This window comes from Kribbella kalugense (assembly GCF_004365875.1).
Taxonomy (GTDB): Bacteria; Actinomycetota; Actinomycetes; order Propionibacteriales; family Kribbellaceae; genus Kribbella; species Kribbella kalugense.
Genome location: NZ_SODF01000001.1, coordinates 642,752 through 658,683, shown reverse-complemented (window position 1 = coordinate 658,683; position 15,932 = coordinate 642,752). Strand labels below are relative to the sequence as shown.

The following is a 15,932-nucleotide window of genomic DNA, read 5'->3' as shown; positions in this document are numbered from 1 at the left end:
GTAGGCAGCCCCTCATCGCGCCCTGGAACCTCGTGGTCGAGTCCGTGGTCCGTGGCCTCAGGCACCCAGTGCGTCGAGGATCGTGGCGGTCACCGCCTCGGGCTGGGACACGCTCAGGGCATGCGACGCACCCGCGATCTCACGGGTGTCCTTCGCGCCGGCCCGCTCGGCCATGAAGCGATGCAGAGCCACCGGGATGTTCAGGTCCTGGTCGCTGAACACGAACCAGGACGGGATCGACTGCCACGCCGGGGTTGCGGTGCGCAGGCCACCGGTCAGCGCGGCCTCTGTCGCCGGGCGCTGCGTCGCGGCCATCAATGCGGCCTGCTCCGCCGATACGTCCGCGCAGAACTGCTGATGGAACACGTCCGCCCGGATGGCGAGGTCGTTGCCGCCGGTGCTGACCGGGTACGCGTTCAATGCGTCCGCGAGCGTGCTGCCCGGGAACTTGGCGGACAGCGCGAACGCGCTCTCGTCCTGGTCGGGCGCGAAGGCACAGACGTAGACCAGCGCCTGGACCGCGTCGTTGTCCGCCGCGGCCTCGGTGATCACCATGCCGCCGTACGAATGGGCGACCAGCACGACAGGCTTGCCGATGCCGGCGATCACGTCGCGGACGTACTGTGCGTCGCCTTCCAGGCTGCGCAGCTGGTTCGGCGCCGCGACGACTTCGATCGAGCGCGCTCGCAGCCGCTCGACGACGCCGTTCCAGCTGGCCGACTCGGCGAACGCACCGTGCACCAGGACGACGACCGGATTCTCGCTCATGGGACTTCCCTTCTTTCGGCACTTCTCTCGGGTTACCTGAAGAGACCGAACAGACAGCGGGATTGTGACCGGCGAGACAGTCACAGATCGGCACCCTGCGTTGTCCTGGTTAGTGAGAGCACCGAACGCGAGGGAGAACCGATGAGCATCACCGAACAGCAGATCGCCACCTCCGTCCTGGTGATCGGAACCGGTGGTGCCGGCCTGCGCGCCGCGATCGAGCTGGCCGAGCAGGGCGTCGAGGTCCTTGCCCTCGGCAAGCGTCCGCGATCCGACGCGCACACCTCGCTGGCCGCCGGCGGCATCAACGCGGCGCTGGCCACGATGGACCCCGAGGACACCTGGCAGCAGCACGCCGCCGACACGCTGCAGGAGAGCTACCTGCTCGCGAATCCGATCACGGTCCAGATTGTCGCCGAAGGCGCCGCCCGTGGGATCGAGGACCTGGAGCGCTGGGGCATGCCGTTCGCCCGCGAGGCCGACGGCCGGATCTCGCAGCGGTTCTTCGGCGCGCACACCTACCGCCGTACGGCGTTCGCCGGCGACTACACCGGGCTCGAGATCCAGCGCACGCTGATCAACCGCGCGGTCCAGCTCGGCGTACCGATCCTGGACACGGTCTACGTCACGCGGATCCTGGTGAAGGACAACACCGTCTTCGGCGCGTACGGGTTCGACCTGACCACCGGGCGGCGCTATGTCATCCACGCCGACGCGGTGATCCTGGCCGCGGGCGGCCACACCCGGATCTGGCGCCGTACGTCGTCCCGCCGCGACGAGAACACCGGTGACGCGTTCCGTCTCGCCGTGCTGGCGGGCGGGAAGCTGCGCGATCCCGAGCTTGTCCAGTTCCACCCGTCCGGGCTGATCGAGCCGGAGAACGCGGCCGGCACGCTCGTCTCCGAGGCGGCCCGCGGCGAGGGCGGTCAGCTGCGCAACGCACTCGGCGAACGGTTCATGACCCGGTACGACGCCGAGCGGATGGAGCTGTCGACGCGGGACCGCGTCGCGCTCGCGGAGTACACCGAGATCAAGGAAGGCCGCGGCACCCCGAACGGCGGCGTCTGGCTGGACGTCTCGCACCTCCCCCGGGACACGATCATGCGGCGACTCCCCCGCGTGTACCAGACGCTGCTCGAGCTGCAGATGCTCGACATCACCAAGCAGCCGATCGAGATCGCCCCGACCGCGCACTACTCGATGGGCGGCGTCTGGGTCCGGCCCGAGGACCACAGCACCGGCGTCGACGGGCTGTGGGCGATCGGCGAGGCCGCCAGCGGACTGCACGGCGCGAACCGGCTCGGCGGCAACTCACTGATCGAGCTGCTGGTGTTCGGCCGGATCGTCGCCGAGGAAGCCGCGAAGTACTCGATCGGCCGGCAGGCGCAGCTTCGCTCGGCCGACGCGGTGGCGGAAGCGCGGGCCGAGATCGACCACCTGCTGACGAATGACGGCCCAGAGAACGTCCGCGCCCTGCAACGCGCCCTACGCGACACGATGACCGCCCGCGCCGGCGTCGTACGCGATGAGGACGGTCTGAACGCCGGACTGTCGGAGCTGGCCGAGGTCGAGCAGCGGATGACGCAGGTGGGCGTCCACCCGGACATCGCCGGCTTCCAGGACCTGGCCCACGCCTTCGACCTGAAGGCATCGGCGATGGCCGCCCGCGCAACCCTCGACGCAGCCCTGGCACGACGGGAGACGCGCGGCTGCCACAACCGCTCCGACTATCCCGACCTCGACGAATCGCTCCAGGTGAACTTCGTCTGGTCCGGCCCCGCCGACCTCAAACCCGAACCGATCCCACTAATCCCAACCAACCTCCGCCCCCTAATGCGCCAAGTCACCACCACCGGCAAACTCGTCGAATGAGGTGACAGGCCAGTCACTGAAGGCGGACGAGTACGCGCAGGTCTTTCGCCTGGATCAGGTAGACGTCACCACGAACGTACGTGGCGCTGTTCGCCCTGGTCAGATGAATGACTGCGTTACCGCTCCGGTCGAGCAGGAGCCGAATCGCCCGCTTCTCCTGGCCGACCGGGCTCACCTGCGCGATCTCGCCGTGATGCGCGGGCGAGGTGCTGAGGATGACGTCCGACTTCCGTCCGATCAGGGTCGGCACCGCCTCCTCGTCCGGTACGGCGATCCGCGCGCCGCCGCCCGCCCACTGCTCGAAGTCCCGGTACCAGCCGTACGCCTTGCCACCGACCGCCGTCGGCGCCGCCAACGCGGGCGAGGCAGCGAAAACGATCCACGACAGAATGCCGGCACCGGCAAGCAGGGCCATGGTCTTGCGCGGCCAGCGCTTGTTCGGGTACGTCGTCTTCGCCAGCCGCCGGTCGACGCCGGCGAGGTTGAGGGAGATCGCCTCCGCGACCTCACTCACCGCGGCTCCAACTTGCCCGGGCGACTTGCCTGCCTCCCGCCTGCGCCGGGTGTTCGTGTACTCGACCGCCAGCGGGACCGTCAGTACGACGACTCCAGCGAGAAGCACCAGCCGAAGACCCAGCACCGCGACCCGCTTCGGCCCGGAGCGGAAGAAGACGAACCAGACCGCCGCCAGAACCAGCAAGCTCAACGTCCACGGCCGAACCCAGAGCGGCAGGAACGACAGATCGTCCAGCAGCCAACCGAGCGCATTCATCGCACCTCACCCGTCCTGGCTGAAATTCGAGTCGTCGGGTCGGTGGTCGTCGTCGGCCGGGTCCGCACGGTGCGCCGGACTGGGACGATCGGTCGCTGGGCCGCTCTCCACCTGCGGATCCGGCGTGGCGTCGACCGCGCTGACCGCGGCAATCACGTCGCGGTGCCGCTGGGCGTCTATGAAGGCCGCGACGCCCTTGGCCGGGTTCTCCGGATCAGCCGCGAGATCGCGGCCGTCAAGTTGCTCGACGAACTTGAGGAACATGGTCTGCTCGTTCGCCTCCGACGCCTGCAGCGTCTGGATGGCGGCCTGGATGTTCTGTGCAGAAGGATTGAGCAGCACCTGCTCCATCGCCATGCCACTGGCCGAGGTCAGGTTGCCGCCGATCGCTTGCTCCAGAAGCTCTCGCTGCTTGAGCGTCAGCTCGAGACCGGCCAGCTTGTCGACACCCTTGGCCAGAGTCAGCTGCTTGGCATTCCGTGCGTGGCGCAGCTCGGCAAGGTGACCGGCGGCCGCGGCGTCGTCGCGGACAACGATGTCGCGAACAGTCACCGTAAGCCAGGGCGGGAGGTCGGCCAGCGTCCTGCCGACCAACTCGTCGTTCAGCAGGTCCTCCGCGAGCTTGCGAAGATGGAGGACCGGATCAGCCAGGTTCTCGGTCGGGAACTCCTGATTCCGCAGCGTGCGCTTCAGCAATGCCGACAGGGTCGGGCGGAACTGCGCCTCGAGCGAGGTGATGCCGGACAGTGCGAGCTGACGCCCGAAGCCGGCGTCGATATACACGTCCACATGCGCGTCGACGGTGACTGTGTAGCGCGCGTACGACGTACTGAAGACATCGTCGTAGTCGAGCTGCAGGTCCCGTCCGCCGCCGTCGACGACCACCCACGACACGTAGCCGGCGAAGGCACGCTCGCCGCCGGTGGATCCGGTCGCGATCGTCGCCTGCCCAGTGCTGTCGAGCAGGATCAACTGCTGACCGTGCTCGAGGTCTGGTAGCTCCAGGGGCAGCCGACGGAACTTGAACCGGCGCCGGTCTGGTTCGAACGTGCCGCTGCGCACCACCAGCGGGCGATCGATCTGGGTCTGTGTCATCTGGTCACCTCACGAGTCGGAAAAAACTGATCCAGCAGCCGGCGTGCGACCACGCCGTCTGGGTTCTTGCGGCGTTCCAGGGCCAGCGCACGACATAGTGCTCCGCCCAGTTCGGCGAGAGTGCCGAGCTTCCTGGCGGCGTCCTTCGCGCACCGGATCAGCTCGGCCAGAACCCGCCGCTCGATCACCTCGCCCTCCACCGCATGGACCAAGGCAGTGACGGTCTTCTCCGTGGCCCACCGTGCGTATGGCGCCGACCAGGTCCTCGCCAGCAGCTCGACGAAGGCGTCCCTCGCCTCTGCTTCCTCGCCGCCCAGCAGTGACCGGAGCGAATCCGACGATGCCTCGTCCTCGTCGGCCAGCGAGTCGACGGCATACCCGAAGACCCACATCGCCTGCCGCATCTCCGGCCTGGTCCCCGCCCATTGACCGGACGAGATCTCGAGCAGCAGGTTCAGCACCGTCAACCGGACCAGCCGAGCGTCGTCGCCGGCAGCACAGAGCATCCCGAGCCGTCTTGCGGCGACGGGCGCCAGATCGTCCTCCGCGAACGTCTCGAGCCAGAGCCGGACCGGCGCCTCGGACTCGACGTCCCACGCGCCGAGCAGACCGCCGTACGCGACAATCGCGCAGAACCGGAGGTCGAAACTGCTGCCGGCGATCCAGGCATCGGCCAGACGCTGGCCGATGTCGCTGGGAATGTTCAGAATCGTCGGAACTCCAAGAGCCTGCGCGGCCGCGACCGATGGCCAGTAGCGACCCAGCGCCCACGGACGGATCAGATTCGACTCCACGTAGCGCGGGTCGATCGTCAGCAGCACCCCGGCGGCCCAGACCGCGCCCGCCCACAACTCCGACGGACGGCCGGCCAGCTTCGTGAGCCAACTCAGGACTCCTGTGCGGAATCCGGCGCCCTCATGCTCCCAGAGATATTCCAGCGCCTGATGCCGGTCAAGACGTTCCTCGAGCACGTAAACGGACTCGTCGTGGACCCCGCCGTACCGGGACTCCACCGGCCGGGTCGTCGTCGTGACCAGGCCCTCGGCCAGAGCAGCGGCGGACGTCCTCCGAAAGCCCGGCTTCGCGTCGTCCCCGAGCAGCTTGGCCTCGAGGATGTCGATCTGCTCTTCCAGATCCGACCGCGGCGCGCCCTCGCAGGTCACCACACAGGCAAGTGCGGCGACGTCGCGCGCCGATCGCTCGGTCTCGAACCAGGTGTCGAGCGCGTCCGTCGTGACCACCCCCGGCAACGCCCGCAGGAGATCGTCGTCGGACGCGTCCGGTTCCGCGCGGAGCCTGGCGACCATGGTGTCCAGTACGGCGAACGAGACCGTCCCGGACTGCGCGCCGGTGACCCGCCTGATCCGCCGTACGGTCTCGTCGTCGGCCGGGTGCCGCTCGAAGTACGCCGTGACGAGTGCGAACCTCGGCACCTCCGTTGCCTGGACGACGACCATGGTCCGATCGGTCTTCGACGGCGTTCCGTGCGTCGTGATCAGCAACCGGGAGTGCCCCGACTCGCCCAGCTTCTCTTTCAGCATCTCGAGTTCGAAATCGTTCAGTGTCTCCACGAACGACACCGGAGCATTCGCCATCAGGAAGCAAGCGTTTTCATGCTTTGTTTTCAGCTGTTCGATTGAACCAGCCACATCTTCGAACCCGAGATCGCCCGGCAGCCGGAATATCGGCGTCATTCCGGCGCGGTGGAGGGCGACCAGGCAGGCAGATCTCTTTCCCATACCAGAGGTGCCACACACCGCGACAATCGCGCCGCCGGCGGACAATGCTTCACCCAGTGCGGTCAACGTCCCAGATTCGACATGCCTTTCCGCCAGGTCGGCGGCAAGCCCAGTCTGGTTGCTCGAGTGCCGTCGCCTTCCGGAACTCGTCTGGAAAAACACCGCGCCATAGAAGTTCGGGTTGATCAACGCGTTTTTGGCGCGGACATCGGCGTCGACGGACTGCGTCGGAGTAGTCGCATCCTCGTCCAGGTCCGATCGGACCTTCTCCGGCGCTTCCTTCTCCTTCGGCACCTTTGACGACTCCTGTGGAGTCGACTTCTCGGCCTCGTCGCCAGCTTCCCCGGCCGGCTTGGACGTGCCTGTTTCCCCTTGTTTTGCTGCCTCTGCGGGCTGTTGATCGCCGTTCTGGCGCTCGTCACCCGCGGAGGCCTCCCGTTCCTCCGCCATGACCTTCGAGCCGGCTAGTTGAACGTGACCGGGTCGTTGAAGATCGGGTCGGTCAGGACCTTGGCGTTGTCACCGGTGACTTTCACGTGGGTATCACCGACACGCGCCCTGGACAAACGCACGATTTCCTTGAGGTCAGCCAGTTTGATCGTGTCGTCGTCGACACAGGCCTGCAAAGTGGCAGCCAGTTCCGTCGTTTTCGGCGCTCCGCGCAGACGTTTCCCGATGCGCTCGACGACCGACCCGACAGCGTGGGCGAATTCTTTCCCCGCTTCTTTGGAGGCCTCTTCCACCGCAGTGCTCGCCCCAGCCGCCAGTAGCGGCACCAGAACCTGCGCAGCCTCACTCACTACATCAGACATCACCACAACTCCCCCCTTGGGCCACCCCTCCCCGGCGACCCAATTGCTGGAGCGTAGCGCACAGTGACGACTACGCAAAGGCTCAACGCGCAACTATTCAGGACTACACCTGTGAGTGATTTGTTGCCGAATTACAAGCCGATCGTGGTCGGTCGCTTACGGGTGGGCGACAGCAGGCCGAGGACGAGGCACAACGGCGGCCAGGCGGTGCGGCCTCGGCGGGTGAGGGTGTAGGCGCGCATTCGTGGTTCGGGGTCGCGGAGCCCGCGGAGTGAGACGCCGGTCGACTTGGGGTAGGTGGCGGGCATCAGGGCGACGCCGAGGCCGGCGACGATCATTTCGTGGACGAGTTGGAGGGTGTCGGCGCGTTGGGTGATGCGGGGTTCGAATCCGGCGAGGGCAGCGAGGGTTCGGACCACGTGTTCGTCGGCGGTGTGGCGGGAGTTGACGATCCAGTCGCTGTCGGCGAAGGCGGTTAGGACGTCGGCCGTCGTACCGGGTGTGCGGCGGGAGCGTGACGGTACGGCGAGTGCCCAGGTCGACTCCCAGAGTGGGGAGGATTCGAGCGCCGGGTCCACGGCGGCGGGCGCGAGGTTGTAGTCGTAGCTGAGGACGAGGTCGACCTGGTCGCGTTCCAGCAGGGCGAGCGCCTCGGGTGGTTCCTGTTCCTGGATCTCCAGCCGTACGGCGGGATGCTCGGCGGCCAGCTGATGTACGACGGGCAGCAGGCTGTCCCGGATCACGGTATGGAAGGCGGCCACGCGAACTGTTCCGGCCGGCTTGGCCGACGGATCGAGGTCTGCGCGGGCTGCCTCGTGCGCGGCCAGGATGTTCACCGCGTGCCCGGCTAGTCGTCGGCCCGCTGGCGTCAGCCGCACGCGGCGACCGTCGCGTTCGAGCAGCGGCGTACCGACCTCCTTGGCCAGCGCGGCGATCTGTTGCGAAACGGTCGACGTGGTGACGCCGAGGGTCTCCGAGACCGCGTGCATCGAGCCCTGCCGGGACAGGGCGAGGAGGAGTTCGAGACGCCGTACTTCCATTCATCAATCATGAACGATTTGTCCAGGATTAACACGTGGACGCGAATGAAATCGCGAGCTTCACTGGAAAGCATGCGCAGACATGACAGCCGGACCGGCGTGGCCTTCGCGGTCCTGTCGATGACGATGGTCCAGCTCGGACTGGCCGCCTCCGTCGGGCTCTTCGACCGGGTCGGGCCGGAGGGTGCGGCCTGGCTGCGACTGGCCTGCGCTGGGCTGATTGTGCTCGTACTGTTCCGGCCGCGCCCGAGTTCGTTCGACCGCAACTCGTTCCTGGCCGCAGTCGGTCTTGGCATCGCGACCGGTGGGGTGACGCTGCTGTTCATGGCCGCCGTGGCCCGGCTGCCGCTCGGTACCGCGAGTGCGCTGGAGTTCCTCGGCCCGTTATCGGTCGCCGTACTTCGGAGTCGCGGCAGGCTGATCTGGCCAGGGTTGGCGTTCGCCGGGGTGATGCTGCTGACCCAGCCGTGGCACGGTTCGGTCGACGGTCTCGGCGTGCTGTTCGCGCTGGGTGCGGCCGCGTGCTGGGCGGCGTACATCGTGCTCACGCAGCATGTCGGTGGGAACGTCACCGGCCTGCAGGGCATGGGTGTGTCGATTCCTGTCGCCGCCGTGGTCGCGACGGTGATCGCCGGGCCGAGCACGATCCCGGTGATGACGTGGCAGCTGGTCGGCATCGGTTTCGGGCTGGCGCTGCTCCTGCCGGTGATCCCGTTCAGCCTGGAATACCTGGCTCTCCGCCGACTCGACGCAGGCGTCTTCGGCACCCTGATGAGCCTCGAGCCGGCGCTGGCCCTGCTGATCGGCTGGATCTTCCTCAGCCAAGCACCGGGTCTCCTCCAAGTCTTCGGCATCGCGTGCGTGGTGGCCGCCGGAGTCGGCGCCGAGCGAGGCGCAAAGCACCCCACCAGCGACGGACTTCCGGTCGCCGATGGGGTGGTTGGTTAGGCAGTGCGGGCTTTGGCTACCAGTTGGCCGCGTTGGGTTTCGGGGAAGCGGTCGAGGAGGGTGCGCACCTCGCCCGCGGTGACGTTGGCGCCGAACATCTCGGTGTGCGGCTCCAGCCGCACGCCGTCGGACAGCGGGCCGGCGACGACCGGGTCGAAGCCGAGCGCGTCGACGAGCTTCGCGACCTCGGCCGCGTCCGCGGGCTCCCCCGCGATCGCGATTGCTTTGCGGTCAGAGGCGCCGGCGGGGCGGGCTCCCTCGTCCAGGTCGTGGTAGCCCATGTGGTTGAAGGCCTTAACGACGCGGGACTCCGGGAGGAACTCCTGGACGAGCTCCGACGACGACGAGCGTGGGTCGGTGAGGTCGTCGCGGATGCCGTCGATCTCCCACCAGTAGTTCATCGCGTCGATGACGAGCTTGCCGCGCAACGCCTCGACCGGGATCGTCTGGTACTTCCCGAGCGGCAGCGCCAGGATCACGACATCGGCCTCGGCCGCGGCTTCGGCGGCCGTTGTCGCGATGGCGCCCGGCGTCACCACGTCCACGATCAGCGCGATCCGGGAAACCTCACCCGATCCCGCGATCAGCACGCGGTAGCCGGCAGCGACCGCGAGCCGGGCCAGGACGGTTCCCACCTTCCCGGCCCCCAGGATCCCGATCGTCGTCACTTCGACTCCTCCGCAAGAATCTCCCGCACCAGCGGGATCACCTTCGTGCCGTACAGCTCGACAGCCTTCATCCGCGCGCTGACCGGCAGCGGCCCACCCGAGTAGATCAGGTCGAACCGCTCGACCCCGAGCGTCTTCACCGCGGCTGCGATCCGGCGGGCGACCGTCTCCGGCGAACCGACGTACATCGATCCGTGCAGTACTTCGGACTCGAACTCCTCACGCTTCAACGGCGGCCAGCCGCGCAGCGCGCCGATCCGGTCCCGCATCACCTTGTACGGCCCGTAGTAGATCTCCTTCGCCTGCTCGTCCGTCTCAGCGACGAACCCCGGCGAGTGCATACCGACCGGATGCGCGACGGTCCCGAACTCCCCGGCCGCCCGCTTGTACAGATCGATGTACGGCGCGAACCGGTCCGGAGCCCCACCGATGATCGCGAGCATCAACGGCAACCCGTAGTACGCCGTGCGTACGACGGACTGCGGCGACCCGCCGACTCCGACCCAGGTGGTCAGCCGGCCGGACTCGGTCTTCGGGTAGACGTCGATGTTGTCGAGCGCGGCCCGGACGGTCCCTTCCCAGGTCACCGGCTTCTCGTCGAGGAGCTGCACGAACAACTGCAGCTTCTCCTCGAACAGCACGTCGTAGTCCTTCAGGTCGTATCCGAACAACGGGAACGACTCGGTGAACGAACCACGCCCGAGGATCACCTCAGCGCGCCCGTTCGACAGCGCGTCGACGGTGGAGAACCGCTGGAACACCCGCACCGGGTCGTCCGAGCTCAGCACGGTCACACCGGAGCCGAGCTTGATGTTCGAGGTCTGGGTCGCGATGCCCGCCAGTACCGTTTCCGGCGAAGAGATCGAGAACTCGGGCCGGTGGTGCTCTCCGAGCGCGATCGCGTTCACGCCGATCTGGTCCGCCAGCACCGCCTCGTCGACAACCTGCCGGATCGCGGCGGCAGCCGTCACCGGTGCGCCGCTGTCGTCCACCGGGATGTCCCCGAAGGTGTCTAGTCCGAAATTCAACGCAGCCACCTCGGCCATGTCCACACTCTCCTGTCCAGTCACCACAACAAGTCTAGGTTGACATGTCAACACCGAACCGGGCGGGGTTCATTCCAGTGCCCAAGCTTGTCGGGGTTCAGGATGATCCAGACGGCGGCGACCTTCGCGCCCGCCACCCTCAGACTGACCACAGCGACCACTCCACCGGCTCTTCGCAGTACGACACCAGGCTCGCCGTTGACGGACTCGACGCTCAACGCGATGTCCGGACTCATCAGCTCTGTCACGGACCGCGCGACCAGCTCCGGCCCACGGACCGGGCTCACCGCGGTGAGCACCCGCCCACCGCCGTCGCTGACCGCGACCACCTCCGGCGCCAGCAGACTTCGAATCGCACCGGGGCTGCCGGCCCGGCATGCTGTCGCGAACCGGTGCACGACGGCATGATCGCTCCGCTTGAACATAGGTCCTCCAGCTCAAGCGACGGCGGTGAGCTTGGACCGGTTCATCATCCACAGCACTTCGTCGATGCCGTCGGGCGACGCGATCACGGTGCAGACGGCGAACAGCTCGCCGTCGCGCTTGCACATCACGGCAGACTGCCCGTTCATCGTGCCGAGCTCGACCTCGACGCCCTGCCAGAACCGGGTGTGGAACGCGCGGTAGTACTTCGCCACCCGCTCCCGCCCGACCACCGGGAACTTCGACGCCCGGGCCACGCCGCCGCCATCGGAGTAGCTGATCGCCTCCTTGGCCAGCAACTGCTCCAGCTCACCAAGATCGCCCGATCGCGCCGCCGCGACGAATGCCGTGAGCAACTTCTTCTGCTCGCCTCCGCTGACCTCGGTACGGCGTTCTGCCCGGATCCGCTTGCGTGCCCGGCTGACGAGCTGCCGCACCGCCGGCTGGGTCGACTGCAGCACGGCGGCAAGCTCGTCGTACTGGTAGTCGAAGGCCTCGCGGAGGATGTACGCCGCGCGCTCGGTGGGTGAGAGCCGTTCGAGCACGAGGAGTACGGCGAAGCTCAACGCCTCGCCGCGCTCAGCACCGAGATAAGGATCGGCGCTGGTGTCGACCGGCTCGGGCAGCCAGGGACCGATGTACGTCTCCCGACGGGCACGGGCGGACTGGCTCGCGTTGATCGCAAGCCTGGTCACCGCGGTTGACAGGTACGCCACCGGACTCTGGACCGTACTGCGGTCCGCCGCCTGCCAGCGCAGCCACACCTCTTGCACCAGGTCCTCGGCCTCGCTGTGACTGCCCAGCATCCGGTAAGCGATCCCCATCAACCGCGGCCGCGCCTCGTTGAACACCACGACCGCGTCGTCGAGCTCCATCGACACCCCTCTGTCAGTTCTCCGCTGGAGGATACGGCTGATCCTCGCCTTCCAAGACCTCGATCGCAGCCTTCAGGCTGTGCAGATCGGCCGTTTCAGCTTGCGCCTCATACGGATCCAGCAACCAGTCGGCATCGTCCTCGGGTGGTGTGCCTGCCGCGTTCAGCTGGATGTCAGCGTCGACCTCGACCTCGAGCTGCCGCAGGAACTGCTCCTCGTTGCTCATCGGCCGGCCTGCCCGGCGTACCACTCGTCGTAGTGGAGCTCGCCGAGGGTGGCCTCGCCGATCGGGACCAGGCTGCGCTCGGTCAGCTCGGAGCCGAAGTACCGGGCGTGCTCGTCGGCGACGACCTCGCGGGCGTCGCCGCGCTCCGCCAAGGCCTTGCGGAAGAACTCGTCCATCCGGAACTCGTCCGGCCCGGCGATGTCGATCCGCCCGTTCAGCGGCGTACCGGTCGCGACTCTAGCCAGGTTCGCGGCGACGTCCTCGGCGGCGATCGGCGCCCACGCGACCGGCGCGATGTGCACCTTGCCGTCGTCCCAGGTGCCCTCGTCCGCGATCGCCGCGACGAACTCCATGAACTGGGTCGCGTGCACCAGCGAATACGGGATGCCGGAGCCCTTGATCAGCTCCTCCTGGGCGATCTTGGCGGCGAAGTAGGCGTTGTCCGGCAGCCGCTCGGTGCCGACGATCGAGATCCCGACATGGTGCCGGACCCCGGCCGCATCCTCGGCCTGCAGCAGGTTCCCGGTCGAGGTCTTGAAGAACTCCATCACCGGCCCCGCCTCGAACGACGGCGAGTTGGCCACGTCGACGACCACGTCGGCGCCCTTCAGGACCTCGTCCAGCCCCTCACCGGTGATGGTGTTCACGCCGGTGCTCGGCGCGGCCGGCACCGCCTCGTGCCCGTGCTCGGTGAGCTTCGCCGCCAACTTGGTGCCGATCAGGCCGGTGCCGCCGATCACGACGATCTTCATCGCAGGACTCCTTCGATTGATTCCAGAATTTCGAGCCGTCACCAGATAAGACAGGGCACCCCTCGGCCTTGTGACAGCCGCACCACAGTCACATCCGCGACCTGTGTGCTGTCTCATTGATTGACGACCGACGACGAACGGAGCCGCCGTGCCTAACCCGACCATCCGCATCCGGGTCCGGATGACGGCGCGGCCGATCGACGAGCCGCACCGGGTCTCCAGCCAGCTGGAGCTGCTGTTCGACCTGACCTTCGTGATCGCGGTCGCCGCGGTCACCGAGCAGTTCGCGCACACGATCGCCGACGGTCATGCCGGCGACGGGGTGCTGCCGTTCCTGCAGGTGTTCTTCGCGATCTGGTGGGCGTGGATGAACTTCACCTGGTTCGCCTCGTCGTACGACACCGACGACGTCACGTACCGGATCCTGACCATGGTGCAGATGGCCGGCGTGCTGCTGCTCGCCGCCGGCGTCCCGCCGGCCGCGGACCACGGCGACTACCTGATGATCACGGTCGGCTATCTGGTCATGCGGCTCGGGCTGATCTCGCTCTGGTTGCGCGCAGGCATCGAGGATCCGGACTCACGTCGTACGGCGTTCCGGTACGCGTTCGGCATCGGGGCCTTGCAGGTCGGCTGGTTCGCCCGGCTGTATCTGGCTGACAGCGGCGCGTCCGACGGCGTGCTGCTCGCCGCCTTCATCATCCTGGCGATCCTCGAGTTGTCAGTACCGCTCTGGGCCGAGCGGCCGCGGGCCACGCACTGGCATCCGCACCACATCGCCGAGCGGTACGGGTTGTTCACGATCATCCTGCTGGGCGAGGCGGTCCTGGCCGCGTCCAACGGCGTACGCCGGGCCGTCGAGGACACCGAGGTCGGAGCCGAACTGATCGCGGTCGCCGGCTGCGGCCTGGTCATCCTGTTCGCGTTGTGGTGGCTGTACTTCCTGCATCCCGCCGGCCCGCGGCTCGAGGACCGGCGAGACCGCTCGTACCGTTGGGGCTACGGACACTTCGGCATCTTCGCGTCGCTCGCCGCCCTCGGCGCCGGCCTGGAGGTCGTCGTCGAGCAGACCAGCCACGAGCTGCACCTCTCCCCCACCGCCGCGAGCTACGCCGTCGCCATACCGGCCGCCTGCTTCGTCGGCCTCTTGTGGGGCGTGCACAGGATCATCTCGGAGCCGTCCCGTGCCTATCTGGGTACGGCGATTGCCGGCGTCGCGGTCCTGCTCGTGCTGCCGATCGCGACACCGCAGATCGGATCGGTCGCCGACCTCGCGCTCATCGCCGCCACCTGCGTCGCCTTGGTCGGCATCGCCTCGTGGAGCGAGAGCGTCAGGCAGTCAGGCCCGAAAGAGTCTTCAGGGTCGAGCGGATGACGTCGGCGATCAGGACGCTGTCGGGCTCGACGAGCCAGCGTTCGAAGGCCACCCGGAAGACTGCGACCCCGGTCTCGGCGGCCAGCGCGGCGACGTCCGGGGCGACGCCGCGGTCCAGCAGACCCTTGGTGAGAGAGGACGTCAACGTAGCCATCTTGATCAGCTCGCGCTCACGCAGCTCGGGCGTCGCGGTGATGACCGCCGCGCGGCGTCGCGAGTAGTCCCGGCGCATCCCGTCGAAGAACTCGGCCGAGGCCAGGACAGCCGCAGCGACAGCCTCCATCGGAGTCGCCTCGGTCGGCGCCTCGGCCAGCGCCAGGACCATGTGCTGCTCGAGTTGCTCGGACCCGGCGAACAGCACCTCGCGCTTGTCCGCGAAGTGCCGGAAGAACGTACGTGCGGTGACACCAGCCGCGTCGGCGATGTCGGCGACGGTCGTGCCGTCGAACCCGCGCTCGGCATAGAGCGCCATCGCCGCCTCACGCAGCCGCCCGGCCGCATCCGGTTCCCACCGTCCCATGGATCGATCCTAGCTGATGTCATTGACTGACATCAGAAGGTGTAGCATCGTGATGTCAGTCAATGACATCACTCGAAGGGAACTCTCATGCGCGTCTTCATCACCGGAGCGTCCGGTCACGTCGGCTCCGCCCTCGTCCCGGATCTCCTGCAACACGGCCACTCGGTCGCGGGCCTGGCCCGCTCCGACGCGTCCGCGGCCAGGCTTACCGAGTGGGGCGCCGACGTGGTCCGCGGTGACCTGAACGACCTCGACGGCCTGCGCGCCGCGGCCGACGCCTCCGACGGCGTCGTACACCTCGCCTTCCGGCACGACTGGATGGTTACCGGCGACCGGGCCGGCGCAGCGGAGACCGACCTCGCCGCCATCCGCGCGATGACGCAGGTTCTGGCCGGCACCGGCAAGCCGTTCGTCGGGACGTCGGGCACTGGCATGCTCGCCTTCGCCGCGCTCGACCGCACGGGAACCGAGGACGACACCCTGCCCAGCGGCTACCGCATCGACGCGGAGAACTTCGTCATCGACGCGGCCGCCAAGGACATTCGCACGTCGATCGTCCGGCTACCACCGATCACCCACAGCGAGCTCGACCACACCGGCTTCGCGCCTTCGATGATCACCTTCGCCCGGAAGAACGGGTTCGCGGCGTACGTCGGCGAGGGCTCGAACCGCTGGCCGTCCGTGCACACCCTCGACGCCGCCCGCCTCTATCGGCTCGCCCTCGAGTCGGCTCCCGCAGGCAGTCGCCTGCACGCCGTCCAGGACGAAGGCATCGAGGTGCGCCGACTTGCCGAGGCGATCGGTCATGGGCTGAACCTCCCGGCCGGCTCGATCACGCCCGAGCAGGCGCCGGAGTACCTCGGGTTCCTGGCGACCTTCGCCACCATCGACAACCCGGCGACCGCGACCCGGACGACCGAGTTGCTCGACTGGCACCCGACGCACCCGGACCTGCTCGACGACCTGGCCAAGCCGTTCTACTTCCACGAGGCCTGACGTCC

At 67.8% G+C, this 15,932-nt stretch carries 17 protein-coding genes; 4 read left to right on the top strand and 13 right to left on the bottom strand.

The genetic code is table 11. The features are described from left to right. Window positions 1–57 precede the first annotated feature (57 nt). On the bottom strand, window positions 58–768 hold the full coding sequence (locus EV650_RS03135; protein ID WP_134115122.1) for an alpha/beta fold hydrolase: 711 nt from the start codon (window positions 766–768) through the stop codon (window positions 58–60). Between the two features lie 141 nt (window positions 769–909). On the opposite strand from EV650_RS03135, the gene EV650_RS03130 reads away from it, so the two are divergent. Next, entirely contained in the window at window positions 910–2,640 is a 1,731-nt protein-coding gene (locus tag EV650_RS03130) for an L-aspartate oxidase (protein WP_134115120.1), read from the top strand. A 13-nt stretch (window positions 2,641–2,653) separates the two neighbouring features. On the opposite strand, the gene EV650_RS03125 is transcribed toward EV650_RS03130, so the two are convergent. The 5 genes from EV650_RS03125 to EV650_RS03105 form a co-directional block, all read right to left on the bottom strand. Continuing rightward, on the bottom strand, window positions 2,654–3,412 hold the full coding sequence (locus tag EV650_RS03125) for a hypothetical protein (RefSeq protein ID WP_134115118.1): 759 nt from the start codon (window positions 3,410–3,412) through the stop codon (window positions 2,654–2,656). Between the two features lie 6 nt (window positions 3,413–3,418). After that, complete coding sequence (locus EV650_RS03120) at window positions 3,419–4,507, bottom strand: hypothetical protein (RefSeq protein WP_134115116.1); 1,089 nt, start codon at window positions 4,505–4,507, stop codon at window positions 3,419–3,421. Further along, complete coding sequence (locus EV650_RS03115) at window positions 4,504–6,696, bottom strand: hypothetical protein (protein ID WP_134115114.1); 2,193 nt, start codon at window positions 6,694–6,696, stop codon at window positions 4,504–4,506. The genes EV650_RS03120 and EV650_RS03115 overlap by 4 nt, the downstream gene beginning before the upstream one ends. Before the next feature lie 14 nt (window positions 6,697–6,710). Further along, window positions 6,711–7,058, bottom strand: coding sequence for a hypothetical protein (locus tag EV650_RS03110; RefSeq protein WP_134115112.1), 348 nt, complete (start codon window positions 7,056–7,058; stop codon window positions 6,711–6,713). A gap of 131 nt (window positions 7,059–7,189) precedes the next feature. Next, window positions 7,190–8,098, bottom strand: a complete 909-nt coding sequence (locus EV650_RS03105) for a LysR family transcriptional regulator (protein ID WP_134115110.1) — start codon at window positions 8,096–8,098, stop codon at window positions 7,190–7,192. Between the two features lie 72 nt (window positions 8,099–8,170). Between EV650_RS03105 and EV650_RS03100 the strand changes: the two genes are divergently transcribed. Beyond that, window positions 8,171–9,046, top strand: coding sequence for an EamA family transporter (locus tag EV650_RS03100; protein ID WP_134115108.1), 876 nt, complete (start codon window positions 8,171–8,173; stop codon window positions 9,044–9,046). On the opposite strand, the gene EV650_RS03095 is transcribed toward EV650_RS03100, so the two are convergent. Genes EV650_RS03095 through EV650_RS03070 form a run of 6 tightly spaced genes read right to left on the bottom strand, consistent with a single transcriptional unit; the run spans window position 9,043 to window position 13,036 of the window. Beyond that, window positions 9,043–9,714 carry an NADPH-dependent F420 reductase gene (locus EV650_RS03095; RefSeq protein WP_134115106.1) on the bottom strand — a complete coding sequence of 224 codons (672 nt, stop codon included), beginning with the start codon at window positions 9,712–9,714 and terminating at the stop codon, window positions 9,043–9,045. The genes EV650_RS03100 and EV650_RS03095 overlap by 4 nt on opposite strands. Beyond that, window positions 9,711–10,784, bottom strand: coding sequence for an LLM class flavin-dependent oxidoreductase (locus EV650_RS03090; RefSeq protein ID WP_238173997.1), 1,074 nt, complete (start codon window positions 10,782–10,784; stop codon window positions 9,711–9,713). The genes EV650_RS03095 and EV650_RS03090 overlap by 4 nt, the downstream gene beginning before the upstream one ends. Window positions 10,785–10,807: 23 nt before the next feature. Beyond that, window positions 10,808–11,185, bottom strand: a complete 378-nt coding sequence (locus tag EV650_RS03085; RefSeq protein ID WP_134115104.1) for a sigma-70 family RNA polymerase sigma factor family protein — start codon at window positions 11,183–11,185, stop codon at window positions 10,808–10,810. Between the two features lie 12 nt (window positions 11,186–11,197). After that, window positions 11,198–12,058, bottom strand: a complete 861-nt coding sequence (locus EV650_RS03080) for an RNA polymerase sigma-70 factor (RefSeq protein ID WP_134115102.1) — start codon at window positions 12,056–12,058, stop codon at window positions 11,198–11,200. 13 nt (window positions 12,059–12,071) lie between these two features. Continuing rightward, the gene (locus EV650_RS03075; protein WP_134115100.1) at window positions 12,072–12,284 is read right to left on the bottom strand and encodes a hypothetical protein; all 213 of its coding nucleotides are present in this window, start codon (window positions 12,282–12,284) and stop codon (window positions 12,072–12,074) included. Continuing rightward, window positions 12,281–13,036, bottom strand: a complete 756-nt coding sequence (locus tag EV650_RS03070; protein ID WP_134115098.1) for an SDR family oxidoreductase — start codon at window positions 13,034–13,036, stop codon at window positions 12,281–12,283. Before EV650_RS03070 ends, EV650_RS03075 begins: the two co-directional genes overlap by 4 nt. A gap of 148 nt (window positions 13,037–13,184) precedes the next feature. On the opposite strand from EV650_RS03070, the gene EV650_RS03065 reads away from it, so the two are divergent. Further along, complete coding sequence (locus tag EV650_RS03065; protein ID WP_202874343.1) at window positions 13,185–14,411, top strand: low temperature requirement protein A; 1,227 nt, start codon at window positions 13,185–13,187, stop codon at window positions 14,409–14,411. Here the strand turns inward: EV650_RS03065 and EV650_RS03060 are convergent. Continuing rightward, the gene (locus EV650_RS03060) at window positions 14,368–14,931 is read right to left on the bottom strand and encodes a TetR family transcriptional regulator (RefSeq protein WP_134115096.1); all 564 of its coding nucleotides are present in this window, start codon (window positions 14,929–14,931) and stop codon (window positions 14,368–14,370) included. The genes EV650_RS03065 and EV650_RS03060 overlap by 44 nt on opposite strands. Window positions 14,932–15,018: 87 nt before the next feature. Between EV650_RS03060 and EV650_RS03055 the strand changes: the two genes are divergently transcribed. Continuing rightward, window positions 15,019–15,927: an SDR family oxidoreductase gene (locus EV650_RS03055; protein WP_134115094.1), complete on the top strand. Its 909-nt coding sequence runs from the start codon at window positions 15,019–15,021 to the stop codon at window positions 15,925–15,927. Window positions 15,928–15,932 lie beyond the last annotated feature (5 nt).